21 protein-coding genes and 1 pseudogene are annotated in these 24,610 nt (G+C 67.2%); 9 read left to right on the top strand and 13 right to left on the bottom strand.

Annotated elements, in window-relative coordinates; translation table 11 throughout:
• Positions 1–466: 466 nt before the first annotated feature.
• The 4 genes and pseudogenes from ACVWZ8_RS18585 to ACVWZ8_RS18570 form a co-directional block, all read right to left on the bottom strand.
• Positions 467–658: a low affinity iron permease family protein gene (locus ACVWZ8_RS18585; RefSeq protein WP_456505445.1), complete on the bottom strand. Its 192-nt coding sequence runs from the start codon at positions 656–658 to the stop codon at positions 467–469.
• 625 nt (positions 659–1,283) lie between these two features.
• Positions 1,284–1,541 (bottom strand): hypothetical protein, encoded by a 258-nt coding sequence (locus tag ACVWZ8_RS18580; protein ID WP_426977866.1) that lies wholly within the window; start codon positions 1,539–1,541, stop codon positions 1,284–1,286.
• A gap of 1,031 nt (positions 1,542–2,572) precedes the next feature.
• Positions 2,573–2,791, bottom strand: a pseudogene (locus ACVWZ8_RS18575) (hypothetical protein); the annotation flags it as partial.
• A 19-nt stretch (positions 2,792–2,810) separates the two neighbouring features.
• Positions 2,811–3,227 (bottom strand): hypothetical protein, encoded by a 417-nt coding sequence (locus ACVWZ8_RS18570; protein WP_456505444.1) that lies wholly within the window; start codon positions 3,225–3,227, stop codon positions 2,811–2,813.
• A 607-nt stretch (positions 3,228–3,834) separates the two neighbouring features.
• On the opposite strand from ACVWZ8_RS18570, the gene ACVWZ8_RS18565 reads away from it, so the two are divergent.
• Positions 3,835–4,101 carry a GlsB/YeaQ/YmgE family stress response membrane protein gene (locus ACVWZ8_RS18565; RefSeq protein WP_456505443.1) on the top strand — a complete coding sequence of 89 codons (267 nt, stop codon included), beginning with the start codon at positions 3,835–3,837 and terminating at the stop codon, positions 4,099–4,101.
• Between the two features lie 260 nt (positions 4,102–4,361).
• Here ACVWZ8_RS18565 and ACVWZ8_RS18560 read toward each other — a convergent pair whose 3' ends face one another.
• From ACVWZ8_RS18560 to ACVWZ8_RS18550, 3 genes are read right to left on the bottom strand one after another with little or no spacing between them, the layout of a single operon-like run.
• Positions 4,362–5,273 carry a MaoC family dehydratase gene (locus ACVWZ8_RS18560; RefSeq protein WP_456505442.1) on the bottom strand — a complete coding sequence of 304 codons (912 nt, stop codon included), beginning with the start codon at positions 5,271–5,273 and terminating at the stop codon, positions 4,362–4,364.
• A complete protein-coding gene (locus ACVWZ8_RS18555) occupies positions 5,270–6,610 on the bottom strand; it encodes a 3-oxoacyl-ACP reductase (RefSeq protein ID WP_426977870.1) in 1,341 nt (446 codons plus the stop codon). Before ACVWZ8_RS18555 ends, ACVWZ8_RS18560 begins: the two co-directional genes overlap by 4 nt.
• Before the next feature lie 9 nt (positions 6,611–6,619).
• On the bottom strand, positions 6,620–7,987 hold the full coding sequence (locus tag ACVWZ8_RS18550) for an acetyl-CoA C-acetyltransferase (protein WP_426977871.1): 1,368 nt from the start codon (positions 7,985–7,987) through the stop codon (positions 6,620–6,622).
• A gap of 60 nt (positions 7,988–8,047) precedes the next feature.
• Between ACVWZ8_RS18550 and ACVWZ8_RS18545 the strand changes: the two genes are divergently transcribed.
• Together ACVWZ8_RS18545 and ACVWZ8_RS18540 are read left to right on the top strand one after the other, a co-directional pair.
• A complete protein-coding gene (locus tag ACVWZ8_RS18545; RefSeq protein WP_426977872.1) occupies positions 8,048–8,797 on the top strand; it encodes a TetR family transcriptional regulator in 750 nt (249 codons plus the stop codon).
• Positions 8,794–10,947: an acyl-CoA dehydrogenase family protein gene (locus tag ACVWZ8_RS18540; RefSeq protein ID WP_456505441.1), complete on the top strand. Its 2,154-nt coding sequence runs from the start codon at positions 8,794–8,796 to the stop codon at positions 10,945–10,947. Before ACVWZ8_RS18545 ends, ACVWZ8_RS18540 begins: the two co-directional genes overlap by 4 nt.
• 93 nt (positions 10,948–11,040) lie before the next feature.
• On the opposite strand, the gene glgA is transcribed toward ACVWZ8_RS18540, so the two are convergent.
• The gene (gene glgA / locus ACVWZ8_RS18535; protein WP_456505440.1) at positions 11,041–12,246 is read right to left on the bottom strand and encodes a glycogen synthase; all 1,206 of its coding nucleotides are present in this window, start codon (positions 12,244–12,246) and stop codon (positions 11,041–11,043) included.
• 101 nt (positions 12,247–12,347) lie between these two features.
• Between glgA and glgC the strand changes: the two genes are divergently transcribed.
• The 3 genes from glgC to ACVWZ8_RS18520 all read left to right on the top strand — a co-directional run bounded on the left by glgC (position 12,348) and on the right by ACVWZ8_RS18520 (position 15,922).
• The gene (glgC, locus tag ACVWZ8_RS18530; protein WP_426977875.1) at positions 12,348–13,763 is read left to right on the top strand and encodes a glucose-1-phosphate adenylyltransferase; all 1,416 of its coding nucleotides are present in this window, start codon (positions 12,348–12,350) and stop codon (positions 13,761–13,763) included.
• A 144-nt stretch (positions 13,764–13,907) separates the two neighbouring features.
• Entirely contained in the window at positions 13,908–15,359 is a 1,452-nt protein-coding gene (locus tag ACVWZ8_RS18525) for an SDR family NAD(P)-dependent oxidoreductase (RefSeq protein ID WP_426979907.1), read from the top strand.
• A 95-nt stretch (positions 15,360–15,454) separates the two neighbouring features.
• A complete protein-coding gene (locus tag ACVWZ8_RS18520; RefSeq protein ID WP_426977876.1) occupies positions 15,455–15,922 on the top strand; it encodes a pyridoxamine 5'-phosphate oxidase family protein in 468 nt (155 codons plus the stop codon).
• A 56-nt stretch (positions 15,923–15,978) separates the two neighbouring features.
• Here the strand turns inward: ACVWZ8_RS18520 and ACVWZ8_RS18515 are convergent, their stop codons facing one another.
• Positions 15,979–16,422 carry a universal stress protein gene (locus ACVWZ8_RS18515; RefSeq protein ID WP_426977877.1) on the bottom strand — a complete coding sequence of 148 codons (444 nt, stop codon included), beginning with the start codon at positions 16,420–16,422 and terminating at the stop codon, positions 15,979–15,981.
• Positions 16,423–16,812: 390 nt separating this feature from the next.
• Between ACVWZ8_RS18515 and ACVWZ8_RS18510 the strand changes: the two genes are divergently transcribed.
• Positions 16,813–17,541, top strand: a complete 729-nt coding sequence (locus ACVWZ8_RS18510) for a response regulator (protein WP_426977878.1) — start codon at positions 16,813–16,815, stop codon at positions 17,539–17,541.
• 27 nt (positions 17,542–17,568) lie between these two features.
• Here the strand turns inward: ACVWZ8_RS18510 and ACVWZ8_RS18505 are convergent, their stop codons facing one another.
• Entirely contained in the window at positions 17,569–19,260 is a 1,692-nt protein-coding gene (locus tag ACVWZ8_RS18505) for a GAF domain-containing protein (RefSeq protein ID WP_456505439.1), read from the bottom strand.
• 168 nt (positions 19,261–19,428) lie between these two features.
• Here ACVWZ8_RS18505 and ACVWZ8_RS18500 point away from each other — a divergent pair, with 168 nt between their 5' ends.
• Complete coding sequence (locus tag ACVWZ8_RS18500) at positions 19,429–19,929, top strand: pyridoxamine 5'-phosphate oxidase family protein (RefSeq protein ID WP_426977880.1); 501 nt, start codon at positions 19,429–19,431, stop codon at positions 19,927–19,929.
• A gap of 102 nt (positions 19,930–20,031) precedes the next feature.
• Here the strand turns inward: ACVWZ8_RS18500 and ACVWZ8_RS18495 are convergent, their stop codons facing one another.
• From ACVWZ8_RS18495 to ACVWZ8_RS18485, 3 genes are read right to left on the bottom strand one after another with little or no spacing between them, the layout of a single operon-like run.
• A complete protein-coding gene (locus ACVWZ8_RS18495) occupies positions 20,032–20,883 on the bottom strand; it encodes a transglutaminase family protein (protein WP_456505438.1) in 852 nt (283 codons plus the stop codon).
• Complete coding sequence (locus ACVWZ8_RS18490; protein ID WP_426977882.1) at positions 20,880–21,806, bottom strand: alpha-E domain-containing protein; 927 nt, start codon at positions 21,804–21,806, stop codon at positions 20,880–20,882. Before ACVWZ8_RS18490 ends, ACVWZ8_RS18495 begins: the two co-directional genes overlap by 4 nt.
• Complete coding sequence (locus ACVWZ8_RS18485; protein ID WP_456505437.1) at positions 21,799–23,394, bottom strand: circularly permuted type 2 ATP-grasp protein; 1,596 nt, start codon at positions 23,392–23,394, stop codon at positions 21,799–21,801. Before ACVWZ8_RS18485 ends, ACVWZ8_RS18490 begins: the two co-directional genes overlap by 8 nt.
• Before the next feature lie 166 nt (positions 23,395–23,560).
• Here ACVWZ8_RS18485 and ACVWZ8_RS18480 point away from each other — a divergent pair, with 166 nt between their 5' ends.
• Positions 23,561–24,610: a YeiH family protein gene (locus ACVWZ8_RS18480; RefSeq protein ID WP_426977884.1), complete on the top strand. Its 1,050-nt coding sequence runs from the start codon at positions 23,561–23,563 to the stop codon at positions 24,608–24,610.

The raw sequence follows: 24,610 nt of genomic DNA, 5'->3' as shown, positions 1-24,610 counted from the left end.
GGCCTCTTGTTGGGTTGCGTTCGTGATTTCCTCCGGCGCGGAGCGCCGTTCCCTTACCGTCGACAGTCATCGGCCGTCGGCCGTCGGCCGTCGTCCGTCGTCCGGATCAGTCCGTCGATTTTGTCCGGCTTCGCGCTTGTGGTGTTTCGAGCTTCTCTCGGAATCCCGGCGGCGTTGACGCCACGGTGCGCATCTGCTGCGTGGATCGCTTCTCTGGGTGGGTATGCCCGTGTTCCTCTTCGCGAGGAGCAGAACGGTCGGAACGGTGCGTCGTATTCTCGCTCATACATGCATCGTCCCACCGTGACCGGCAGGACACCAGAGCGGCCTCCCGTCTATCCAGACCGTCCATGGGACTGCTGGAGGTCTACCTACAAACGAAAGTCCTGCAGTGCCGCTGCGGCCTCCAGGTGGAAATCCCATCCCTTCTCGCCCACATTCTCGGCGTCATAGCGTTTGGCGTTGCTCACCTTGAGTTCGAGCATGACCGATCCACACGCCCGACCTCCTTGTCCCGGTTGATGACCACCATCAGGAACGCCACCATGGTGGTGCTCGTGTTGGTAACCAGTTGCCAGGTATCGGAACAGCCAAGAATCGGCCGGTGACCCCTTGTGGCCGGGTTGATATCATTCCGGTATTTCCAGGGAATCCGCAACCGCAGGCCAAGAGTTTAGTGCGCAGATATACCTCCAGTGGCACAGTCGGGGAAGGATCGGTAGACGCTGGCGCGTAGATGCTGCGGTGCTGGGAGCCGGCCGTCCTCATCGGTTCCCCGCAATGAAGATACACGCCGCCGAACTTCAGCACTCCAGCCCCTTGGCCTGGACCGTTCAAGATCGCGGCAACGAGCGCCCCAAATGCCGGATGCTCATAGAAGAAGCCGCGGTCACTGCACGAGTGCGCGGCATGGACGAGCCCTGTTCTTGGCGGTTCCAGAGGCTGGATGGACTCGATGATCAGGTGCTCGGCGCTGTCGCATTGAGTGCACCAGAGCCGCTGTCTGTGCGGGCCCTTGGCACGAGCGGTTTTCCGGGGATGGGAGATGGGAGACATTGACTGACTCTTTTGTTCGGAAGGGCACTGTCCGGGACCCGCCGACCGTGGCCTCATCAGGGTGGCGGCCCCGATGGATCAGCGTAACTCCGGCCTAAGTGCTGACAAAGACACCAGAGCCCGGGCTGACAACACCCTCTGGAGATCGGCCTCGAGGACAGGCCTGGGAAGTCCGGTCGACCGCGAGTCTCTTCGAGGTCGTCTGCAGGGAGAAAATGTGGTCACTTTTACTTGCGGAAATGCTGTGGGACGATTTCTCCATGAGCGATCACCCCGAACATGGCCCCGCCGCTGGCGCTCCCGGCGGAGCCGGGCGCGCACGCCACTCCGGACACCAAGTCCGGCGCGAAAACCTGACCACGCAGCAGATGCGCACCATCGGGAAACGGCGCGCGGACGCTGAAGAAAAGCTCGCGCACCATCTCGAACAGGCCCGCCATCCAGCCGGCGAGGAACACCCGGCCAAGAAAAATACTACTGATCACTAAGCGGGCAAACCGGCCACAAGCAGCTCAACCTCACCTCAGAACCTTCGGAGTACCGGCACAAAGACGCCGCTGGAGGTCAGGTTCCCGCGGACTATTCAGAAGCGGCCCCGGGCGCTGGTCAGCCGGCAGTGGCTCCTGGCCCTGGTTCCCCGGTCACCCCAGGTTCCCCGATCAGGTCGGGCTTCGTCCAGGCTGCCACCACGCTGACCCCGCCGCTTTCATCACGATCAGTCACGACCTTGATCTCGGACGGCGCTGCCCCCATTCCCAGAAGTTCGCGCCGATACGCGGCCACAGTCGCAGAAAGGCTTTCCTCCGTCCATTCTCCAGGGCGGATCCGGGTGGAGATCTCCACTGGTTCAGGCTGATATAGCGTCAAATAGTGCCTCCTTAAGCGGTTCCCGGCCACGCATGCCCCGGCGCCGGATGCTCCGCCGGCTCATGTAGCCCCCCGCACCACGGTAGAGCCGTCAGCGCCACCCGACAAGACCTTGCGCCGGAGGACACCCGAAAGGAGGTCAGGACACGACCCAGCCGGCACCTACGTAGACCGCTGGCAACAGGACATATCTCCCCCGGTCGGGCATCAGACTGTCGCGGGAATTGGACTCTCCAAGCCGAAACCGGCGGTGCAGGGGCGCCTTCCGGCCACCGCCTGTGCCGGGCAACCCCTCCGCGTGGGGCTCCACCTGTGTCCCGGGCGCCGGTCCCACCCGTCGCGCTGAAGCATCCGGTAGCATCAATCCCTGTTCAGCAGCAGCGACAAGGTAGCGGCGCTTGATTTCTGGCTGGGGTCCCTTGACAGCACCCTGTCCTGGGCTGAATAAGAAAACCACACTTCAGTTCCCAATGAAGCAGATGCCGGGGACCCGGAGTCGGCGGTCGGTGCGCGGCCCCGCGCAAGGCAATCTGAATGAAGTCCGTGCCGCGGAGGTATACGACAATCCGCGGCACCTGTTGGAGAACCTTGAGAGCAGCGCTATTGGAAAGCTGAGCGCCGGAGAGTTCAGCGCCTGATCGCAGGGCGCCTAGAGCTGCTCGTCGCGGACTTCCTTGTCCATCCGCGTCCACGGACTGTGCGATGACAATGATCGGGGCTGCTCGACGTCCTGAGCGGCGACACAGCCGGAAGCAGCAGCGGTGATGGCCTGGCGGTAGGTCGGGTCGATGACGTCACCGGCGGCGAAGACACTGGACTTGGAGGTCGTTGAGGTCCGGCCGATCACGGAGATTGTGCCCTGGTCGGTCTCCGCCCGGAGAATCCAATCAGCCGAAGGCCTCCTGCACGTGGGCCCGGATGGCGCCGATCACGGGCGCCGATCCCTGAATGCGGTAAACATCGATTGGTCTGGAGCCCAGCTGCACGTTGGGGCTGCACATCCAGACCATGGCCTGGGCCGGCGTGAAAGCACAGTGGAGGTGCCCTACAAGGGCGTCCAGGTCCGCAAGCTGGAGCCGGCCAGCCGCATTCGGCGCATCCTGGCCCGATGTCCAGCGATCCAGAAGTTCCACATTGACGCCCAGCAGGGGTGCCGCAGCATCCATGCCCAGCGAGTTTATTAGCCGTTCGGCTATTGCCGTTGGGCTATAGCCAGGGGCGTCCCTCAACTCCGCGAGACTGGCGAAAACCGTGGTGGCAGACAACGCCGGTTCTTCAGCACTCGTGTCCTGCAGCTGTTCCATGACGCAATTCTATTTATTGGCGTCCCCTTAGAGTAGGGCCAACGACCTCCGGGGCGCTGGTCATCCACGCGGCCTGCCGGGAGAGAGGACTGCAGTCATCAGGCTGGGAGGTCTGTCACTACCGCAGTCTATGAGTCCGCCCCCGCAAGGGGTTACAAAGACGTGCTGTGGAAACAGGCAATGGATTCACTGGGCGCCGCCATCGCAGCAGCCAAAGAAGACCCTGTCGTAGCGAAACATCTCTTCGACTTCGCACGGTACGGATGCCGGAGTAAAGAATCCGTGCGCGGTCTCCGGGAAACTTCGCCGAGCTTCAAATACCCCTCGACTTTCTGTCACATATAGAGGATCAGCCCAACACCCCCGTGAACCTCGTATCCTCAGCCTTAGCTGGAACCTCCACACCTTCAAATGTGGCTCTACCGTTGGCAAGACCACGGTCCCGCATGGCAACCCACGGATCAACTTGAACCGGAGGTTCCAGCCCCAAACCGGGGCCCCCTCATGTCGTCTAGAGTGGTGGGCATTGCAGAGCCGTAAGCATGCTGATTAACTCATGGGTACGGCCGCTTAACACGCGACGGTCCTACCGAAAGGAAGTACAGCCATGGGAATTCTCGGATTTCTCCTGCTCGGGCTTATCGCAGGAGCAATCGCTAAAGCCATCCTTCCCGGCCCGCAGGGCGGGGGCTGGGTGATCACCCTCGTTCTGGGCGTCGTGGGAGCAATACTCGGCGGCTGGATCGGTTCATTGATTTTCGGCGGAGGCCTGGGTGACTTCTTCGACCTGAGGACCTGGCTTCTCTCAATCCTCGGCGCCGTCATCGTGCTGCTGATATATGGCGCCGTTGCCGGCCGCAGAAGCAGGGTATGAGACCATACGACCAATGTTTTCCCCAGGGGTCAGACCGCCTCGGGCTGACCGGCCTCCCTCGGTCCAAGCGTGCTCCATTTCATATGGCGACGGCCCGCTCTCTACAGTGGGCCGCCGCTGACCGTCACCATGCCGACACCGCAGACACGCAAACGTTCAATTGTGTAGCCCTTAGCTAAGCGCCGGGGAACGCCGACGGCGGCCGCCCACGGTGGTTCCCGCGGACGGCCGCCGTGGTCGTCGATCCAGGCGAGGAAACCCTACACTGCCGCCACTGCTCCGCTGAAGTGCTTGCGGCCGGAACGCGGACTCCAGGCGACATAGTCCGAGCGCTGCCAGCCGCCGTCGTCGTCCTGGACGGTGCTGATGTCCAGCGCCACGCGGGCGGGCAGGAAAACCGGAGCCTCAAAGGCCACATCCCAGCGGAAGGCCTCCCCTTTCACGGCGCCCACATCCGCCAGTGCCCGCGAGGCGAGGTACATTCCATGCGCGATGGACCGCCGCAGCCCCAGGGCCCTGGCCGAGAGGACGCTCAAGTGGATCGGGTTGAAGTCGCCGGAAACGGCGGCGTAGGCGCGTCCCGTATCCACGCCCAGCTGCCACAGCGCCGTCGGATCCGGGGCCCTGAAGTCCACCTGCACCGGCGGCGCCGAGAGCTTGTCGATTCCGGGCAGGAACACGCCCTTGGCCAGATAGGTGGACACGCCGCGCCAGCGGAGGTCGCCATCCCCTGCGCCGCGCACCTCGGCCACGAGATCCAGCTGGGTACCGGAGCGGTGGCCACGCAGGTTCTCCGCCCGGGCCCGGATGTCCACGGCCTCGGTGAAGCGCACCGGCGCGGACTGCACCACCTGGTTGCCCAGGTGGATCATGCCGAGCAGGGGCAGCGGGAAGTCGTCGCGGTTCATCACGCTCATGGCCAGCGGAAACGCCAGCGCATGGATGAAGCCGGCCGGGAGGATGTCGCTCGCGGTCTCGCCGATCAGGTGTTGGTACGCGGTGAGATTCGCGACCCCTGCCTTCACGCCGCGGACCTCATGGCTGCCGTCGGGGAGGGCGGTGCCCGCATGGGTGCCAAGCACGCGGCGCCGGGCCGCGGTGGCTGCCGCGTTCACATACATTTTGGAGAGCGAGGGCATCTCGCCCAGAATGACGGGCTGGGAACCGGTCATGCTCCCACCAGGTTCTGCCCGCAGACGCGCAGCACGTCGCCGGAGATCCCGGCGGCCGCGTCGCTGGCCAGGAACGCGATGGCCTCGGCCACGTCTCCCGGCTGGCCGCCCTGCTGCAGCGAGTTGAGCCGCCGGGCCACCTCGCGCGTGGCGAAAGGGATCCGGGCCGTCATCTCGGTCTCGATGAAGCCCGGGGCCACGGCGTTGATGGAGCCGCCGTGCACGGCGATCAGCGGAGCCGTGGCCCGGACCATGCCCATCACGCCGCCCTTGGACGCCGCATAGTTGGTCTGGCCGCGGTTGCCCGCGATCCCGCTCGTCGAGGCAACGGACACGATCCGCGGAGAGCTCCGGAAGTGCTCGGACGCCAGCAGTGCCTCGTTGATGCGCAGCTGTGCGGCGATGTTGACGGCGATCACCGAGTTCCAGCGGCCCTGGTCCATATTGGCCAGCAGCTTGTCCCGCGTGATCCCGGCGTTGTGGATCACGATGTCGAGCCGGCCGTGGCGTTGGACTGCGTGGTCAATGATCCGTTGCCCCGCGTCCTCGCGGCTGATGTCCAGCTGCAGAGCCGTGCCGTGCACCTCATTGGCGACCCTGGCGAGGTGGTCCCCGGCGGCCGGGATGTCCACGACCACCAGGGTGGCGCCGTCCCGGTGCAGGGTGCGCGCAATCGCGGCGCCGATGCCCCGGGCGGCACCGGTCACGACGGCGACCTTGCCGGCCAGCGGTTTCCCGACGTCGGCAGGCAGCTGCCCGGCACCTGAGGTGACCGTCAGGAACTGCCCGTCAACGTACGCGGAGCGGCCCGAGAGGAAGAAGCGCAGTGCGCCCAGGGTGCTCGGACTCGTGGTACCGGCCCCGTCGGCGAGCAGGATGCCGTTGCCGGTGGCACCGGCGCGGAGTTCCTTGGCCAGCGAACGGAGCAGCCCGTCGACGCCCTGGCGTGCTGCGGCGACGGCGGGTTCGGTGGTGTCCCAGGCGGCGCGGGACACGGTGATGACGCGGGCGTTGGCGGCCAGGTCGCGCAGTGAGGTGGCGGCCGAGAGGACGGGCTTCTCGAGGTCCTCGGGCCCGGTGAGCTCGTCCAGGACCAGGATGATGGCGCCGAGCTTTTCCTTCGGCACCGCATGCCGCCGGACATCCAGGTTCCAGGCCAGGAGGGTCGACGCCAGTTCCTCGGCGCCGGTTCCGGCGCCCTGGACCAGCACCGGCCCGTCAATGAGCGGCTGGCCCGGCTTATGGCGCCGGAGCTCCACGGGCTGCGGCAGGCCGAGCTTCCGCGCGATGTCCTTGCCCAGGCCCCGGCTCACCAGCTGCGTGTATTTGTCGGTCATCGGATCCCCCTAGGGTGCTTCAAGAATAGCGACTACGCCCTGGCCGCCCGCGGCGCAGATCGAGATGAGCCCGCGCGCCGGGCGTCCGTCCACCCGGCCCTTGGTGTGCAGCATCTTCGCCAGTGAGGCCACGATCCGTCCGCCCGTGGCAGCGAAGGGGTGGCCGGCGGCGAGCGAGGAGCCGTTGACGTTGAGCCGGGACCGGTCGATGCTGCCGAAGGCACCCTTGAGTCCGAGCCGGGTGCGGCCGAATTCCTCGTCCTCCCAGGCAGCCAGGGTGCTGAGTACGGTGCCGGCAAAGGCCTCGTGGATCTCGAAGAAATCGATGTCATCGAGGGTCAGGCCGTTGCGGGCAAGCAGCCGCGGCACGGCGAAGGCGGGTGCCATCAGGAGGCCGTCCTTGCCGTGCACAAAGTCCACGGCCGCCGCTTCGCCGTCGACGACGGCGGCCAGCTTGGGCAGATCGTGGGCGTCAGCCCATTCCTCGGAGGCGAGCAGCACGGTGGAGGCGCCGTCGGTGAGGGGTGTGGAGTTCCCGGCGGTCATGGTGGCCGCGGCGCCCAGGTTCTTGCCGAAGACGGGCTTGAGTGTGGCCAGTTTCTCCAGGCTTGTGTCGGCGCGCAGGTTCGAGTCCTTGGTGAGACCGCGGTACGGGGTGAGCAGGTCGTCGAAGAAGCCTGCGTCATAGGCGGCGGCGAGGTTCCGGTGGCTGTGGTACGCCAGCTCGTCCTGCGCCTCGCGGGTGATCTTCCACTGGGCGGTGGTGAGCGCCTGGTGCTCGCCCATGGAGAGCCCGGTGCGCGGTTCGCCGGTGTTCGGCGCATCGGGGACGAGGTCCTTGGGCCGGAGGCGGCTGAGGACCTGGAGCCGCTGGGGCAGCGTCTTGGCACGGTTCAGATCCAGCAGGACCTCGCGCAGGCCCTCGCTCACGGCGATGGGGGCGTCCGAGGCGGAATCGACGCCGCCGGCGATGGCTGAATCGATCTGGCCGAGCTTGATCTTGTTGGCGAGTCCCAGGACCGTTTCCAGCCCGGTGGCGCAGGCCTGCTGCAGGTCATAGGCCGGGGTCTCGGCGGAGAGCGCGGAGCCAAGCACGGTTTCGCGCGTCAGGTTGAAGTCGCGGGAGTGCTTGAGCACGGCGCCCGCGGCGACTTCGCCGATGCGTTCGTCCTGCAGGCCGAACCGGGCGATCAGGCCGTCCAGGGCCGCGGTGAGCATGTCCTGGTTGGAGGACTTGGTGTAGGCGCCCCCCGTCCGGGCGAAGGGAATCCGGTTGCCGCCCACCACCACTGCCCTGCGGAGCTGCGGCACTGCTGCCGGGGCGGCGGACGGGGTCGAATCCTGGAGTCCGGGTGCGGACTGTCCGTGGACGGACATGGCTGTCTCCTTAGATCAAAGCGGTTACCGGTACCCAGCGTACCTGATACGCTGGGTATCGTGAACAATCCCGTGGATCTTCCGGACTCCGGTGCTGCCCCGGACGTTTCGTCCTCCGTGGACGGCCGTGCCTCCCGCTGGCAGCAGCACCGCGAGGATCGACGGCGGGAGCTGATCAAGTCAGCCCGCAGGGCCGTGCACGCGCTGGGCAGCGACGCCTCCATGGAGGAGATCGCCGCAGCGGCAGGAACCTCCAAATCTGTGTTCTACCGGTACTTCGGGGACAAGGCCGGGCTCCAGCAGGCGGTGGGCGAAGTGGTGCTCAGCCAGATGCAGCGGCGCATCCAGGAAGCCGCCCAGGGCGCCCAGACGCCCCGCCAGGGGCTGTTCGCCATGGTCTCCGCGTACCTGCAGATGGCCGAGACAAGCCCCAACGTCTATGCCTTCGTGACCCGCTATGCGCCCGGCGAAGCGGGAACGGCGAACGGTCCGATCGCCACGGCCGGGGCCCTGGGCCACTTCTTCGCCGCCATCAGCGACATGATTGCCCGGCCCATGCGCAGCCACCTGGCCCCGTCCGCCGGACGGGAAGCGGTGATCGGCTACTGGCCCAATGCCGCGATCGGCCTCGTCCGGAATGCCGGCGAGCAATGGCTCGCGAGTCCGGCCTCTCCCGGCAAACCGGATCAAGAGGCGATGGCGCGCCAGATCACCGACTGGCTGTGCCTCGGGCTCGCGCCCGAGCTCCGGAACCTCGAATCCAAGACTTCAGAACCGACCTTGTCAGAACCAAAGAAGGAATCGACATGACTGAACTAACGGACCGAACCGCCGGAATTCCCACCGGCAACGGCAGCAGGACCACCCAGTCCACCCCGGCCCCGACGCCGCAGGCAGCCACACCGGCAGCGGTGGCCGGAGCCGCCGCCGTCGACGTTGCGGCGCTTGGTGAGCTGCTGCTGGGAAAGTGGGCCGACACACGGCTGAAGTCCAGGGCCCTGGCCGGCCGGCCGGAACTGTACAAGACCGAGGGCCTGACCCACACCGAACACCGCAAACGCGCCTTCGGCCAGCTGAAGATCCTGGTGGACAACGGCGCCGTGCACCGCGCCTTCCCGAAGTCCGTGGGCGGCTCGGATGATCACGGCGGCAACGTGGCCGGTTTCCAGGAGCTGGTCATCGCCGACCCGTCGCTGCAGATCAAGGCCGGTGTCCAGTGGGGACTGTTCGGCTCCGCCGTGAACCACCTGGGCACCGCGGAACACCACAAGAAGTGGCTGCCCGGCATCATGAGCCTGGACATACCGGGCTGCTTCGCCATGACCGAGACCGGGCACGGATCCGATGTGGCCAGCATCGCCACTACCGCCACCTACGACCCCGCCACGGAGGAATTCGTGGTGCACACGCCCTTCCGGGCTGCCTGGAAGGACTACATCGGCAACGCCGCGGCCGACGGCCTGGCCGCCGTCGTGTTCGCCCAGCTGGTGACCAACGGCGTGAACCACGGCGTCCACGCCTTCTACATGGACCTCCGGGACCCCGGGACGAAGGAATTCCTGCCGGGCATCGGCGGCGACGACGACGGCGTCAAGGGCGGCCTGAACGGCATCGACAACGGCCGGCTGCACTTCACCCACGTCCGGATCCCCCGCACGAACCTGCTGAACCGCTACGGAACCGTGGACGCCGCCGGCAGCTACAGCTCCCCCATCTCCAGCCCGGGCCGCCGCTTCTTCACGATGCTCGGCACCCTGGTCCAGGGCCGCGTATCGCTCGACGGCGCCGCGGTGACGGCCTCGAAACTGGCCCTGAAAACCGCCATCCAGTACGCCACCGAACGCCGCCAGTTCAACGCCTCCTCCCGGACGGACGAGGAGGTCCTGCTGGACTACCAGCGGCACCAGCGCAGGCTCTTCACCCGGCTGGCCACCACCTATGCCGCGAGCTTCGCCAGTGAACAGCTGCTGCAGAAATTCGACGACGTGTTCTCCGGCAGGAACGACACCGACGAGGACCGCCAGGACCTTGAGACCCTCGCCGCGGCCCTCAAGCCGCTCAGCACCTGGCATGCCCTGGACACCCTGCAGGAATGCCGCGAGGCCTGCGGCGGCGCCGGCTTCCTGATCGAGAACCGCTTCGCCTCGCTGCGCGCCGACCTCGACGTCTACGCCACCTTCGAAGGCGACAACACGGTCCTGCTGCAGCTCGTCGCCAAGCGCCTGCTGGCCGACTACGCCAGGGAATTCCGCACCGTGAACTTCGGGGTGCTGGCCCGCTACGTCGTCGGGCAGGCCACCGGTGTAGCGATCCACCGCACCGGCCTGCGCGGCGTTGCCCAGTTCGTGGCCGACTCGGGTTCGGTGCAGAAGGCGGCCCTCGCGATCAAGGACGAAGCCAGCCAGCGGGCCCTGCTGACGGACCGGGTCCAGACCATGGTGGCCGAGGTGGCCGCCGGACTGAAGGGGGCGAACAAGCTGCCGCAGCAGCAGGGAGCCGCGCTGTTCAACCAGCACCAGAACGAACTCATCGAAGCCGCCCAGGCGCACGCCGAGCTGCTCCAGTGGGAGGCGTTCACCGACGCCCTCGGCAAGGTCACGGACCCGGGCACCGAGGTGGTCCTGACCTGGCTCCGGGACCTCTTCGGCCTGTCCCTGATCGAGAAGAACCTGGCCTGGTACCTCATGAACGGCCGGCTGTCCATGCAGCGTGGCCGCACCGTGGGCGAATACATCAACCGGCTCCTGGTGAAAATTCGCCCGCACGCCCTGGACCTGGTGGACGCCTTCGGCTTCGGCCCGGAACACCTCCGCGCCGAGATCGCCACCGGCGCGGAAAAGCTCCGCCAGGACGAGGCGCGGGAGTACTTCCGCCGGCAACGCGCCAGCGGCCAGGCGCCCGTGGACGAGAAGATCCTGTTGGCCCGCACGGCCTTCGACAAGAAGGCGTCCCGGAGCTGAACTGTCACCCCAAAGACCACGGCCGCCAACGACGACGGCGCCGCTCCCACAGCCGGGGCGGCGCCGTCGCCGTCTGTTCTTCAGAAGGGGACGTCAGGAGCCGCCTGGGAGCACCGAGCGGTACACCTCGAGGGTGGTCTCGGTAATGGATTCCCAGGAGAAGTGCTCCTCCGCGCGGCGCCGGCCGGCCTGGCCCATGGCGCGGGCCCGCTCGGGATCGGACACCACCTCGATGAGCGCGGCGGCAAAGTCGGTGACGAATTTCTCCGGGTCCAGCGGGATGCCCGTGCCGTCCGTGACCTGCTCGATCGGGACCAGCAGCCCGGTCTCGCCGTGCTGGACCACCTCGGGGATGCCGCCGGTGGCGCTGGCCACGACGGCGGCGCCACAGGCCATTGCCTCAAGGTTCACGATGCCCAGCGGCTCGTAGATGGACGGGCACGCGAACGCGGTCGCGTGGCTGAGCACCTGGATCACCTCGTTGCGCGGCAACATCCGCTCAATCAGGATGACGCCGCTGCGCTGGCTCTGCAGCTCCTCGATCAGGCGGGCCGTTTCGGCCGCCAGCTCCGGAGTGTCCGCAGCACCCAGGCACAGGACCAGCTGGACGTCGGCCGGGAGCTTCGCGGCGGCCCGCAGCAGGTACGGGACGCCCTTCTGCCGGGTGTTGCGGCCCACGAAGACCACGCTCGGCCGCTCCGGATCGATGCCGAGGGCACGGATGATGTCGTCGCCCTCGTCCCGGTTCCACTGGCTCACATCGATGCCGTTGTGGACCACCTTGACCTTGGCCGGGTCGACGTCCGGGTAGCTGCGCAGGATGTCCTGCCGCATGCCCTCGGAGACGGCGATGATGGCTGCGGCGGCCTCGTAGGCGGTCTTTTCCACCCAGGAGGACACGGCGTAGCCGCCACCGAGCTGCTCGGCTTTCCATGGCCGGAGCGGCTCCAGGCTGTGGGCGCTGAGCACATGGGGAATCCCGTGCAGCAGCGCGGCGATGTGCCCGGCCATGTTGGCGTACCAGGTGTGCGAGTGCACCAGATCCGCGCCGGCAATGTCCGGGACGATCCGCAAATCCACCCCGAGCGTCTGCACGGCAGCATTCGCCCCGCCCAGGTCCCCGGGCACCGGGTAGGACGTGACCGTCGCTCCGTGGTACTCGGGTTCACGGGGCGCACCGAAGGCGCGCACCTGCAGATCCACGTGCTGGGCCAGCACCCTGCTGAGTTCGGCCACGTGGACCCCGGCGCCGCCATAGATTTCGGGCGGGAATTCTTTGGTCACAATGTCTATACGCACAAACCCCAAGGTAGTCGTTACGGTGTAACTGATCTAGTGTGAAGAACGTTCGGGCGTGCCGAACCGTTGGGGAGTTACGAAGGCGTACAGGAGCGACCACCATGCCGCATAAGAAAGTTCTGGCCATTGTCCTTGCAGGTGGCGAGGGCAACCGGCTGATGCCGTTGACGGCGGACCGGGCCAAACCCGGCGTACCCTTTGCCGGAAGCTACCGGCTCATAGACTTTGCCCTGTCCAACCTGGTGAATTCCCGGTACCTGCAGATCGTTGTCCTCACGCAGTACAAGTCGCACAGCCTGGACCGCCACATTTCCGAGACCTGGCGGATGTCCACGCAGCTGGGCAACTACGTCGCCTCGGTCCCCGCGCAGCAGCGCGTGGGCAAGAGCTGGTTCCTCGGCAGCGCCAACGCCATCTACCAGTCACTGAACCTCATCCACGACGCCAACCCGGACATTGTGGTGGTTGTCGGTGCCGACCACGTCTACCGCATGGACTTCGCCCAGATGGTGGAACAGCATGTTGCCAGCGGCGCCAAGGCAACTGTCGCCGCCGTGCGCCAGCCGCTGAACATGGCCGACCAGTTCGGCGTCATCGAGGTGGACCAGGACAATCCGCAGAAGATCGCCGCCTTCGTCGAGAAGCCCTCCTCCACGCCCGGCCTGGCCGCCGATCCCAGCCAGTTCCTCGCGTCCATGGGCAACTATGTCTTCAACGCCGACGCCCTCGTTGAAGCCCTGCACGTCGACGCGGAGCGGCTCGACACCAAGCACGACATGGGCGGCGACATCATTCCCTACTTCGTCAACCAGGGCGAGGCCGGCGTCTACGACTTCACCCTCAACGACATCCCCGGCTCCACCGAACGTGACCGCACCTACTGGCGCGACGTCGGCACCATCGACTCGTTCTACGACGCGCACATGGACCTCATCTCCCCCGTGCCGGTATTCAACCTGTACAACTCGGAATGGCCCATCTACACCCGGCAGAGCATCTCCCCGCCGGCGAAGTTTGTCCGCGGCCAGGGCGGCACCGTCGGCACGGCCCTGGACTCGATCGTAGCCAGCGGCGTCGTAGTCTCCGGCGGCATCGTGGAAGGCTCCGTGCTGTCCAACGACGTCTATGTCAGTACCTCCAGCCGGGTGCTCGACTCCGTGCTGATGGACAAGGTCAACATCGGCGAAGGCGCCGTCGTCAAACGCGCCATCATCGACAAGAACGTCAGGGTGCCCGCGGGGGCGGCCATCGGCCTGGACCACGAGCTGGACCGGGCCCGCGGGTTCAAGGTCACGGACTCCGGCATCACGGTCCTGTCCAAGGGTCAGTTCGTCCCGGAACCGGACGACGCCGAGCGGGCCTTGTCGGCCGCAAACCTGCACCTCGTGCCGGATGCTGTCAGGACCGCCACGGAAAAGTGGCCCGCCATCCGGGACTCCGTGGACAAGGTCCGCGAAGTCCAGGCCGCGGCCGTGGGTGTCGGCGTGCCCGGCACGCAGTCACCCAAAACGCCCTGAGCCGGATCTGCTGGAGCGGGAGCCCGGCGACAACGGCTGGCCGGGCTCCCTGCAGGCTGTAAAATTGGGGCAATGAGCTCCCCCGATCTGCCTTCCGAACTGATCTCTGCTGACTTGACCCCCGCCGACTTGGCGCCTGCTGACCTGGCGGCCGCCGACTTGACGGCCGAGGAAATCCAGGCCTGCCTCAAGGTCCTGAACAGCATCCACGTCTACGACGAGGAGCACCCGGACTACGTCTCGGTGCGCCGCGCCACCGGCAAAATGTTCAAGGCGGTCAAGCGGCACCGGCGCGTCAGCAAGCGGGATCTGATTGCCGACGCGGACCGGGCCGTGATCGCCCAGACCGCGACGGCGGCCCCGGACCGGATCGACGACGAAACCCGCGGCAACAAACTCGCGCCGTCCGCCACAGGCGAGATCGCCGGGCACCTGATCAAGTCGCGCCCCTGCTACATCTGCAAGCAGCATTTCACCCAGGTTGATGCCTTCTACCATCAGCTCTGTCCCGAGTGCGCCGCCTTCAGCCACAGCAAGAGGGATGCCCGCACGGACCTGAGCGGCCGCCGCGCGCTCCTGACCGGCGGCCGGGCGAAGATCGGCATGTACATTGCGCTCCGGCTGCTCCGCGACGGCGCCCACACCACCATCACCACCCGCTTCCCCAAGGACGCTGCCCGCCGCTTCGCTGCCATGGAGGACAGCAGCGAGTGGCTGCACCGGCTCCGGATCGTCGGGATCGACCTCCGCGATCCCTCCCAGGTGCTGGCGCTGACGGACACCCTGGATGCGGCCGGCCCGCTGGACATCATCATCAACAACGCGGCCCAGACCGTTCGCCGGTCCGGGAACGCCTACAAGCCCCTCGTCGACGCCGAGGACGAGCCGCTGCCCGCTGCACTCGAGGCGGCCAACGGCGGGCCCGAACTCGTCACCTTCGGCCACGCCCACGACAAGCACCCGCTTGCACTGGCCAGCACCGTGCTGGAGCATCCCGTCCTCGCCGGCGATGCCATCACCTCGCTCGCTCTGTCCACCGGCTCCGCGTCGCTGGAGCGCATCTCAGCGGGCACCGCCATCGACGCCGGCGGCCTGGTACCGGACCTGGCCACCATCAACAGCTGGACCCAGGTGGTGGACGAGGTGGATCCGCTCGAGCTGCTGGAGGTGCAGTTGTGCAACGTCACCGCTCCGTTCCTGCTGGTCAGCCGCCTGCGCGGCGCCATGAAGCGCTCCACCGCGAGGCGCAAGTACATCGTGAATGTCAGCGCCATGGAGGGCCAGTTCTCCCGCGCCTACAAGGGCCCCGGCCACCCGCACACCAACATGGCCAAAGCCGCGCTGAACATGATGACGCGCACCAGCGCCCAGGAAATGCTCGACGCCGACGGCATCCTGATGACCGCCGTCGACACCGGCTGGATCACGGATGAACGCCCGCACTACACGAAGGTCCGGCTCATGGAGGAGGGCTTCCACGCTCCCCTGGACCTCGTCGACGGTGCGGCCCGGGTCTACGATCCGATCGTTATGGGCGAGGCAGGCGCGGACCAGTACGGCGTCTTCCTCAAGGATTACAAGCCCAGCCCCTGGTAACCGTCCGCCGGGAGCTCCCGGGCCGTCTGAGGCTTGGGGTACAGGCCTTACGGCCCTAATGGACCTGCCGGGCGGTCCGTGTAACGTGGGTCTCTATGAACACGAGCGCAACGCCGCCTGACGGCCAACTGTCCATGGACCAATGCTGGATGCTGCTGGACACCGGAGTCGTCGGGCGGATCGCCTTGATCGTGGACGGCCATCCGGAGATCTTCCCGGTCAATTTCGTGCTGGAGCGCCGGGCGATTGTGTTCCGCTCCGCCGGGGGCATCAAGCTCTGGGGTGCCATGACCGCCAAGCCCGTCGCCTTTGAAATCGACGGCTATGACGTGCACGAACAGACGGCGTGGAGCGTCGTGGCCCGCGGCGAGATCGAACTGATCGAGAACCTGGCGGAAAAGCAGGCAGTCGATGCCCTTCTCCTTGAGCCATGGCAGCCGGGCGACAAGGACTACTACGTACGGCTCTCGCCGAAGGCGCTGACCGGCCGCCGGTTCAAAGTGAACAAGCCGGATCTTTGGACCACGCGTCTCTCGGATCCGCGCCGGGCTTCCTTCGAATAGACCCTGGGCCTCCTTCGAGTAGACCGGAGTCTGAGGGGCTGCTGCGGTGTCCTTGCCTATTTGGCTTCCGGGGTGTGGACGACGAGCACCGGGCAATGGGCATGCGCCACCAGGGCCGAACTCACCGAGCCCAGCAGCAGTCCCCCGAAGCCGCCATGCCCGCGCCGGCCCACGATGAGCAGGTCCGCGTCACGGCTGGCCTCGATCAGGGTGTGCCGTGGGTGGCCCTGCACGAGACGGGTGTCCAGGTTGGCCGGCGTCTCGGGGCCGAACGCCTTTCCGACGGCCTCCTGCAGGATTTCACCGGCCCGCACGTCGAAGTCGTCGATCCCCATCGCAACATAGCCGTCGTAGACCGCCGGGATGTCCCAGCACGCCAGCGCGGTCACCGAGGCCGAGAGCGGGACGGCCAGGTTCTGCGCGTAGCGGAGCGCCGCAATGGAGGCATCGGACCCGTCAACGCCGACCACGATGTTCTTGACACCCCTGGCGTCGCTCATGGCGCATCCCATTCCCTTGCTGATAGCGCGTCCTGCCCCAGCATCCCGCCCACGCCGGGGTAGGACTAGGGCCGAAAGTCACGGACCGCAGTCCGGTGGCGGTACCCGCTGAAGCGGGGGCGGCGCCGCCCGTCTGGGTCCAACGGCCCTTGTCCGGCATCAGGGTGGGGAGAAGAATTGCAGAGTCCGCTGACGGAAAACGCCGTCGGACCGTGACAATAGATTCAGTGACAATGGAGTCAGTGACAATTCAGACGGCGACACTTCAGACGGCGACAATCATTCGGCAGGCAAAGTTATCAGCACGCGCAGTCCGCTGACACGATCGGCACGGCAGGCTGGGGAGCACCGCATCACACGAGGCAGCGTCAGCGGCCGGACGGGAGAATCATGATTGCCTGGGCAGACGCAGGTCTCTCTGCACACGACGGCTTTCCGGCCGTCATCCGCGTCTTCATTCTCGACGACCATGAACTCGTCAGGCGGGGGCTGCAGGAACTCCTGGAGGGCGAAGGCTTCCTCGTCGTGGGCAGCTCCGGGTCCGCGGTAGAAGCGACACGGCGCATCCCCGCATTGCATCCGGACGTCTGTGTCCTGGACGCCCGGCTGCCGGACGGGACCGGCATCGAGGTCTGCCGGGACGTCCGTTCCGTGGACCCCTCGCTCAACTGCATCATTCTCACGAGTTTCGACGACGAACAAGCCCTGCGCGGCGCGGTGCTGGCGGGTGCGAGTGGCTATGTGTTGAAGGAAATCGGCGGCACGGACCTGATTGGGGCGCTGCGGCGGGCGGCCCGCGGAGAATCGCTGTTCGAGGACGGCGTCGCGGCGGGCATCGTCGACAGCCTGGTCGAAGCCGAAGAGGTGGACCCCCGGACGGCGTCCCTGACACCGCAGGAGCGCCGCGTGCTTGAACTCGTCGGCGGCGGATTGACGAACCGGCAGATAGCGGCCGAGATGTTCCTCGCGGAGAAGACGGTCAAGAACTACGTTTCCTCGCTGCTGGCCAAGCTTGGCTTCGAGCGGCGCACCCAGGCCGCCGTCTTCATCGCGAGCCCCGCCTCGCCCGTGACCCCCGGAAGCCACGCCGGCGAGGGAAGCCGCCACAGTATTCGCTAAGGCAGCGTCCGCTAAAGGCAGCGTCCGCTAAAGCGGGACGGACCACTCCAGGCTGGTTCCGGCGTCGGGCGCGCTGGTGATGGTGCACTCGCCGTCGAGCATCCGCGCCCGGTCTTCGAGGTTGGCCAGTCCATTTCGTTTTTCCGGATCAGCAAAGCCCGAGCCGTTGTCCGTGATGACGACTGTCACGCGGCCCTTGATCACGGCAACAGACACCGAGATGGCATCGGCGCCGGAATGCCGGATGGCGTTGCTGAGTCCTTCAGACACGACGGCCACCACGTTGTCCGCCTTGTCCGGCGTGACCGCGTCCACCGGGCCGGTGATGGTCAGCCGTGGCGTGAACGGCATGGACTTGGCGGAACTACGGGCCACGCGGCGGATCCGTCCGCTCAGCAGCTCGGTTTCTCCGCTGCTGCTCTTGAGCGAGTAAATGGTGTCGCGGAGGCTGCGGATCGCTTCATCGAGCTCGCCTGTGATGTTGCGGATCCGCTCCAGGGCGAGCTCGTCCCTGGTGAAGCGGGTCAGGCTCTGCACACTCAGTCCTGCCGCGAATATCCGCTGGATGACGAGGTCGTGCAGGTCCCGGGCGATCCGGTCGCGGTCCGTGAAGACCAGCAGTTCCTCGCGGAGCCTGTGGACGCGGGCCAGCTCCAGTGCCAGGGCCACATGGGAGCCGAAGACGGCGCCCATTTCGATGTCCGTCCGGGCGAACTGGACCTCGCCCGGTTCCCGGACCAGCAGCAGGAGGCCGTGGTGCGCACCCTGCGTACTCAGCGCCACCGCCAGGAGCGGGCCCGAGATCCCGCCGTCGATCTCACCGAAGAGCGCCGCGGCGTCGTCCAGCAGTACCGGCTCCCCGCCGTCGAGGACGTCCTGGAGCTGCGGCGCGTCCAACGTCAAGGACCGGCCGGAGAAGACGGAGCGGTGCTCACCTGCGACGCCGGCGACAATGTAGCCGGGGCCGTTGACGGCGGGCGCCACCAGCAGGGCGAGCTGCGATCCAGACTCCTGCAGCGCCCTGCTCGCTATCGGGTCGAGACCGCCGGCGGTGTAGTCCCGGTGGCTGCTGAGCATCAGCCCGGAGACGTCCATGCACGCTTCCAGCCAGCGCGCCCGGCGGCGTGCGTCGTCGTAGAGTCGGGCGTTTTCGATGGCGACGCCGGCAGCGGCGGCCAGCGCGACGGCCAGGCCTTCGTCTTCGGCGGTGAAGTCGCTGCCGTCTTCCTTCTCCGTAAGGTACAGGTTGCCGAACACCACGTCCCGGACGCGGACGGGGACGCCGAGGAAAGTCTGCATCGGCGGGTGGAGGGCAGGAAAGCCATAGGATTCCCGGTGTTTGCGCAGATCATGCAGGCGCAGCGGCCTGGGTTCGGAAATCAGCAGCCCCAATACGCCGTGGCCGGTGGGCAGCGGGCCGATCTGATGGGATAGCTCGTTGTCGATGCCGACGGTGATGAAGTGGCTGAGCGCGTGGTCGTCACCGATGACACCAAGAGCCCCGTAGCGCGCATGCAGCAGCCGGCAGGCTGACTGGACGACGCGCTCCAGGACGGCGTCCAGGCTGAGGTCCTCGGCCACCGCCACAACGGCCTCGAGCAGACCTGCCATCCGCTCCTGGGACTGCAGCAACTCCTCGCCGCGGGAGACGAATCCCTTCAACACACCATCGATCCTGGGTTGTGGCTCGGCTTCGGCCTGCTCCGGACTTTCACCCATTGAATGCATGTTCCTGGCCCCAATTCACTACCCCGCGCATCGGCGCTGACGACGTGATGCCAGAATACCCCGCGCCGGTGCCGAAAGCCCCGTGATGCCGGAGCCTGTCGCCTCCTTGTGACCTTGGGCCCTAGTTCCGCGGCGCAGCCGGGCCGTAGGCTCGGCGCCATGAGTACTGATCCCAGCCAGGCCGGCAAGCCCCTCCCAGGCCAGAACCCCCACGACGTCGAGAACCTGGACCACCACGAATGCTGGCGGCTGTTGCGCAGCGTCAGCATCGGCAGGCTGGCCGTCTGGGTGGACGACCACCCGGACATCTTCCCGATCACCTACACAGTGGACCACGGGACCCTCGTCTTCCGGACGGCCGAGGGAACCAAGCTTCAGGCCGCCACCGGTGACACGCCGGTGGCAGTCGAAGCGGACGGCATCGATGCGGACAGCGGCGTCGCGTGGAGCGTGGTGGTCAAGGGCCTGGCGGCACCGGTCGCGAACCAGCAGGAGCTCCTGGACACCGTGGGGCTGCTGCTGTTCCCCTGGCAGGGCGGCAAGAAGGAGCACTTCGTGAGGGTCACCCCGGACACGGTCAGCGGCCGGCGCTTCAAGGTGGTCCCGCCCCTGACCTGGTGGACGCCGCTGGACGACGCTACCCGCTCCGGACTCGAATAGCCCCCGAGACCCTGCATGCATTGGATGCGCTATCAGACGGAGCTGTTCTGGGGACTTCAGAGCAGCGGCAACTGATAGCGCATCCCGGCCCTGGATGCCTGCCTAGGCGAGCCGGGTGATCTCGACGCTCACGCTGAGGGCTGAGCCGCCGCCGCCGGAGAGGATGCCCTTGAGCGGCGGCACATCGCGGTAGTCCCGCCCCCGTGCCACCGTGACGTGGAAATCACCGGCCGGCTTGTGGTTCGTGGGGTCCCAGCTCCGCCATTCGCCGTCCCACCACTCGAGCCAGGCGTGCGACTGCCCGGCCACCGTCTCACCGAGTTCCGCCGTCGCCCGCGGGTGCAGGTATCCGGACACGTACCGGGCGGGAATCCCGCAGCTGCGCAGCGCACCGATGGCGAGGTGCGCGAGGTCCTGGCAGACGCCCTGCCGCTGGGTCCAGGCTTCCTCGGCGTTGGTGGTGACGCCGGTGCTGCCTTTCATGTAGGTCATCTCACCGCGCATCCACTCGACGACGGCGAGGGCCGCCTCGTGCGGGTTGCGGCCCTCGACGACGCCGGGAATGATGCTCAGCACCTCGGTGCCCGGCCCGGTGAGCTGCGACTGCGGAATCCAGTCGCTGAACTGGTTCTGGGTTTCCGGCGCGGCCAGCACGTCCCAGCCGACGATGTCCGTCTCGGACGGGATCTTCTCCACCCGGTGCACCTCGACGGTGGTCGTGGACAGCACTTCCAGGTGCTCGTGCGGCATCTGCATGTCAAAGGCCGTCACCCGGGTGCCCCAGAAGTCGCGGTAGCTGCTCAAAGCGGCCTGCGACGGCGAGACCTTCATCGAGGACTCGAGCACCACCTGCTGGGGATCCGTCAGCGGCGTCATGCGCGCCTCGTTGTAGGAGAGCGTGACGCGCTTGTTGTACTGGTAGGCGGTCTTATGGATGATGCTCAGCCGGGTCATGAAACTTCTCCCACCCAGGCCAGTTCGTCTGCCTGATTGAAGTACTTACGGGAAATGGCGTCGGAGGCCTGCGAGACGGCCTTCTGCACCCGTTCCATGTGTTCCGGCAGTTCCGACATGAGGTCATCCGTGCGGTGGAACTCCAGGAAGGTGCGGGCCTGGCCCACAATGCGGCGGGCGTCGTTGATGAACCCGACGCGCTGCGCCGAGGGGTCCAGCTTGGCGAGGCACTCGTCGGCGTCACGCAGCGCGTACACGATGGAACGCGGGAACAACCGGTCCAGGAGCAGGAACTCGGCGGCGTGCTGGTCCCCGAAGGCCGCGCGCCGGGTCCGCAGGAAGGACTCGTAGGCACCGGCGCAGCGGAGCATGTTCACCCAGGACATGCCGGCGGAGAGCACGTCCCGCGTGGAGAGCATCCGCGCCGTCATGTCGGCGCGTTCCAGCGAGCGGCCCAGGACCAGGAACAGCCAGCTCTCGTCGTGGCTGACCGTGGTGTCCGCGAGCCCGCTGACCATGGCGGTGCGTTCCAGCACCCAGTTGCAGAAGCGGTAGGTTCCTACGACGTCCTTGCGGTGCTGGTTGAGCCCGTAGTAGGTCGTGTTCAGGCTCTCCCAGAGCCCCGAGGACACCGTCTCGCGGGCGCGGCGGGCGTTCTCCCGCGCCGCGCCGAGCGAGCCGGCGATCGACGTCGCACTGTGCTTGTCATAGGCCAGCGCGTTCAGCAGCTCAGGGAGGCCGAATTCCTCGCTTTGCGGGCGGGCGCCCATGACGGCGAGCAGTTCCTGCGCGACGCTGCGCTGCTCCTCCATGGGCAGGTGGTTGAGCCGCTCGAGGTGGACGTCGAGGATCCGGGCGGTGCCGTCGGCCCGTTCCACATAGCGGCCGATCCAGAATAGGGACTCGGCGATACGGCTAAGCATTCGCGGTTACCTCCTGCGCATCCAAAATCTGCTGCTGTTGCTGCTCCGTCTGGCGGTCGCGCCAGTTGCTCTCCACGGGCCAGACCGAGACCCGCTCGCGGACCGCGATGGAAGGCCGTGGGAGCGTCTCCACCGGAACCTGCGGGGAATCCGCCAGCACCCAGGTGTCCTTGGAGCCGCCGCCCTGGCTGGAGTTCACGATCAGCGAGCCCTCCTTGAGCGCCACGCGTGTCAGCCCGCCGGGCAGGACCCAGACGTCGTCGCCGTCGTTCACGGCAAAGGGCCGCAGGTCAACGTGGCGGGGGCCGAACTTGTCGCCGCTGAGCGTGGGGACGGTGGAGAGCTGCAGCACGGGCTGCGCGATCCAGCCGCGGGGGTCGGCAATGATTCGCTTGCGCAGGGCAACGAGTTCGTCCTTGGATGCGTCCGGGCCGATCACCAGGCCCTTGCCGCCGGAGCCGTCCACGGGCTTGACGACGAGTTCGGCCAGGCGGTCCAGGACGTGTTCCCGGGCCTCCTTCTCTTCCAGCCGGAAGGTGTCCACATTGGCGATCACGGGCTCTTCGTTCAGGTAGTACCGGATCAGGTCCGGCACGTAGCTGTAGACCAGCTTGTCGTCCGCGACGCCGTTGCCCACGGCGTTGGCGATGGTGACGCCGCCGGCGCGGGCCGCGTTGACCAGGCCTGGGCAGCCGAGCATGGAATCGGCACGGAACTGCAGCGGGTCCAAGAATTCATCGTCGATGCGCTTATAGATGACGTCCACGCGCTGCTCGCCCGCCGTGGTGCGCATGTAGACACGGTTGGCGCGGCAGATGAGGTCCCTGCCCTCGACGAGTTCGACGCCCATCAGGCCGGCGAGCAGGGTGTGCTCGAAGTAGGCGCTGTTGAACACGCCGGGGGTCAGGACCACCACAGTGGGATCATCGACCCCGGACGGCGCCGTCTTCCGCAGGGCCGACAGCAGCCGGCGGGGGTACTCCTCCACCGGCCGGATCAGCTGCTGGCCGAAGGCCTCGGGGAGGCCCTTGGCCATGGCGCGGCGGTTCTCCAGGACGTAGCTGACGCCGGAGGGTACGCGCACGTTGTCCTCCAGCACACGGAAGGTCCCCTCGGCGTCGCGGACAACGTCGATGCCGGAAATGTGGACCCGCACGCCGCCGGCGGGCTCGAAGCCGTGCACCTGGCGGTGGAAGTGGGCGCTGGTGGTGACGAGCTGGCGCGGGATGACGCCGTCGGACACCACGGTCATCTTGTCGTAGACATCGTTGAGGAAAGCCTCGAGGGCCCGCACACGCTGGGCCACGCCGCCCTCCAGGACGGCCCACTCATCGGCCGGGATCACCCGGGGCACGATGTCCAGCGGGAAGGGCCGCTCCTCCCCCGCGAAGTCGAAGGTGACGCCGCGGTCCAGGAAGGTCCGGGCCATGGAGTCGGCGCGGGCGGTGACGTCCGCCAGCGAGAGTTCGCTCAGGGCGCCGGACACCTGCCCGTAGGACTTCCTGGCCAGCTGGCCGGGGGTAAACATCTCGTCGTAGGCGCCGGTGCGTCCGGCGGCCTCGGCGTAATCCTGGAAAAGGTCAGACATGGCCACTAGCCAACCACCTTTTTGTTACGAAATCATTTCCGGGGTGCGTGGGCAGTTCGCCTGCCGGGCGGAGTCGGCGCGGCGTGCGGGCCGGAGCGGCAGCCGTGGCGGTTGCGGTTGCGGTTGGGTTGCGGGATTCCGGGGGCCATCCGGCATGGTTGAGTGCGTGCCCCTGTTCAGCCCGAAGTCCCCAGCAGCGATTTATGAAACAGCCCTGTACCGAGCAGCGCCCGGCCTGCTGGCGGCCGCGGCCGCCGTCGGGGTGGCCCTTGCCATCCATGCCCTTGTTCCCGTGCTCCCGGCGATGACCCTGGCCGTGGTGCTCGGTCTGCTGTCGGCGAACCTGCCGGGCGTGGCCGTCTGGAGCGCCGGGCGTGCCCGGCCGGGGCTGGACTTCGCCGGCAAACACCTCATGCGCAGCGGGATCGTGGTGCTGGGCCTGAAGGTCAGCCTCGTCGACGTGCTGGGCCTGGGCGGGCCCGCGCTGCTCCTGATCACCGGCGTGGTCCTGGCCGCCTTCGCGGGAACTTACGGCATCAGCCGGCTCTTCCGGCTGCCGCCCCCGGTGTCGCTCCTGATCGCCACCGGCTTTTCCATCTGCGGCGCATCGGCCATCGGTGCCATGGCGGCGGTGCGCCGGATCCGGCAGCAGGACACCGTGCTGCCGATCGCGCTCGTGACGTTGTGCGGCACGCTGGCCATCGGCGTGCTGCCGCTGCTGATGCAGCCGCTGGGACTGGGCCCGGATGAATTCGGGGCGTGGGCGGGGGCATCGGTGCACGACGTCGGCCAGGTGGTGGCCACCGCGCAGACGGCCGGGGCCTCGGCGCTCGCGGTCGCCGTCGTCGTCAAACTCACTAGGGTGGTCCTGCTGGCGCCGATGGTGGCCGCCGCGGGCCTGCACCACCGCAACGGCCAGCATCGCAACGGCTCTGCCGTTTCCGGGGGCAGGCGGCCCCCGATCGTCCCGCTGTTCGTCATCGGCTTCCTGGCGCTGGCCGCCCTGCGCTCGACGGGCTGGCTGTCCCCGGCCGTTCTGGACGCTGCCGCCGTACTCCAGGACCTGCTGCTGGGCATGGCACTCTTCGGCCTCGGTTCTGCTGTGCGGGTCGCCCAGCTGCTGCATACCGGGGTCCGGCCGTTGCTGGCCGCGCTGGCTTCCTGGCTGCTGATTGCCCTGCTGGGGCTGGGCGCTGCCGTCATCATGATTAGATAG

Source organism: Arthrobacter sp. UYCu723 (genome assembly GCF_054059215.1).
This window is presented reverse-complemented; position numbering and strand designations above follow the sequence as displayed.

Bases quoted from the DNA above. Each gene is read 5' to 3' on its own strand.
- ACVWZ8_RS18570 (WP_456505444.1), bottom strand. From the start codon at position 3,227: ATGGAACAGCTGCAGGACACGAGTGCTGAAGAACCGGCGTTGTCTGCC.
- ACVWZ8_RS18560 (WP_456505442.1), bottom strand. From the start codon at position 5,273: ATGACCGGTTCCCAGCCCGTCATTCTGGGCGAGATGCCCTCGCTCTCC.
- ACVWZ8_RS18510 (WP_426977878.1), top strand. From the start codon at position 16,813: ATGATTGCCTGGGCAGACGCAGGTCTCTCTGCACACGACGGCTTTCCG.
- ACVWZ8_RS18565 (WP_456505443.1), top strand. From the start codon at position 3,835: ATGGGAATTCTCGGATTTCTCCTGCTCGGGCTTATCGCAGGAGCAATC.
- ACVWZ8_RS18555 (WP_426977870.1), bottom strand. From the start codon at position 6,610: ATGACCGACAAATACACGCAGCTGGTGAGCCGGGGCCTGGGCAAGGAC.
- ACVWZ8_RS18505 (WP_456505439.1), bottom strand. From the start codon at position 19,260: ATGGGTGAAAGTCCGGAGCAGGCCGAAGCCGAGCCACAACCCAGGATC.
- ACVWZ8_RS18520 (WP_426977876.1), top strand. From the start codon at position 15,455: ATGAACACGAGCGCAACGCCGCCTGACGGCCAACTGTCCATGGACCAA.
- glgC (WP_426977875.1), top strand. From the start codon at position 12,348: ATGCCGCATAAGAAAGTTCTGGCCATTGTCCTTGCAGGTGGCGAGGGC.
- ACVWZ8_RS18540 (WP_456505441.1), top strand. From the start codon at position 8,794: ATGACTGAACTAACGGACCGAACCGCCGGAATTCCCACCGGCAACGGC.
- ACVWZ8_RS18485 (WP_456505437.1), bottom strand. From the start codon at position 23,394: ATGTCTGACCTTTTCCAGGATTACGCCGAGGCCGCCGGACGCACCGGC.
- ACVWZ8_RS18550 (WP_426977871.1), bottom strand. From the start codon at position 7,987: ATGTCCGTCCACGGACAGTCCGCACCCGGACTCCAGGATTCGACCCCG.
- ACVWZ8_RS18500 (WP_426977880.1), top strand. From the start codon at position 19,429: ATGAGTACTGATCCCAGCCAGGCCGGCAAGCCCCTCCCAGGCCAGAAC.
- ACVWZ8_RS18495 (WP_456505438.1), bottom strand. From the start codon at position 20,883: ATGACCCGGCTGAGCATCATCCATAAGACCGCCTACCAGTACAACAAG.
- ACVWZ8_RS18490 (WP_426977882.1), bottom strand. From the start codon at position 21,806: ATGCTTAGCCGTATCGCCGAGTCCCTATTCTGGATCGGCCGCTATGTG.
- ACVWZ8_RS18515 (WP_426977877.1), bottom strand. From the start codon at position 16,422: ATGAGCGACGCCAGGGGTGTCAAGAACATCGTGGTCGGCGTTGACGGG.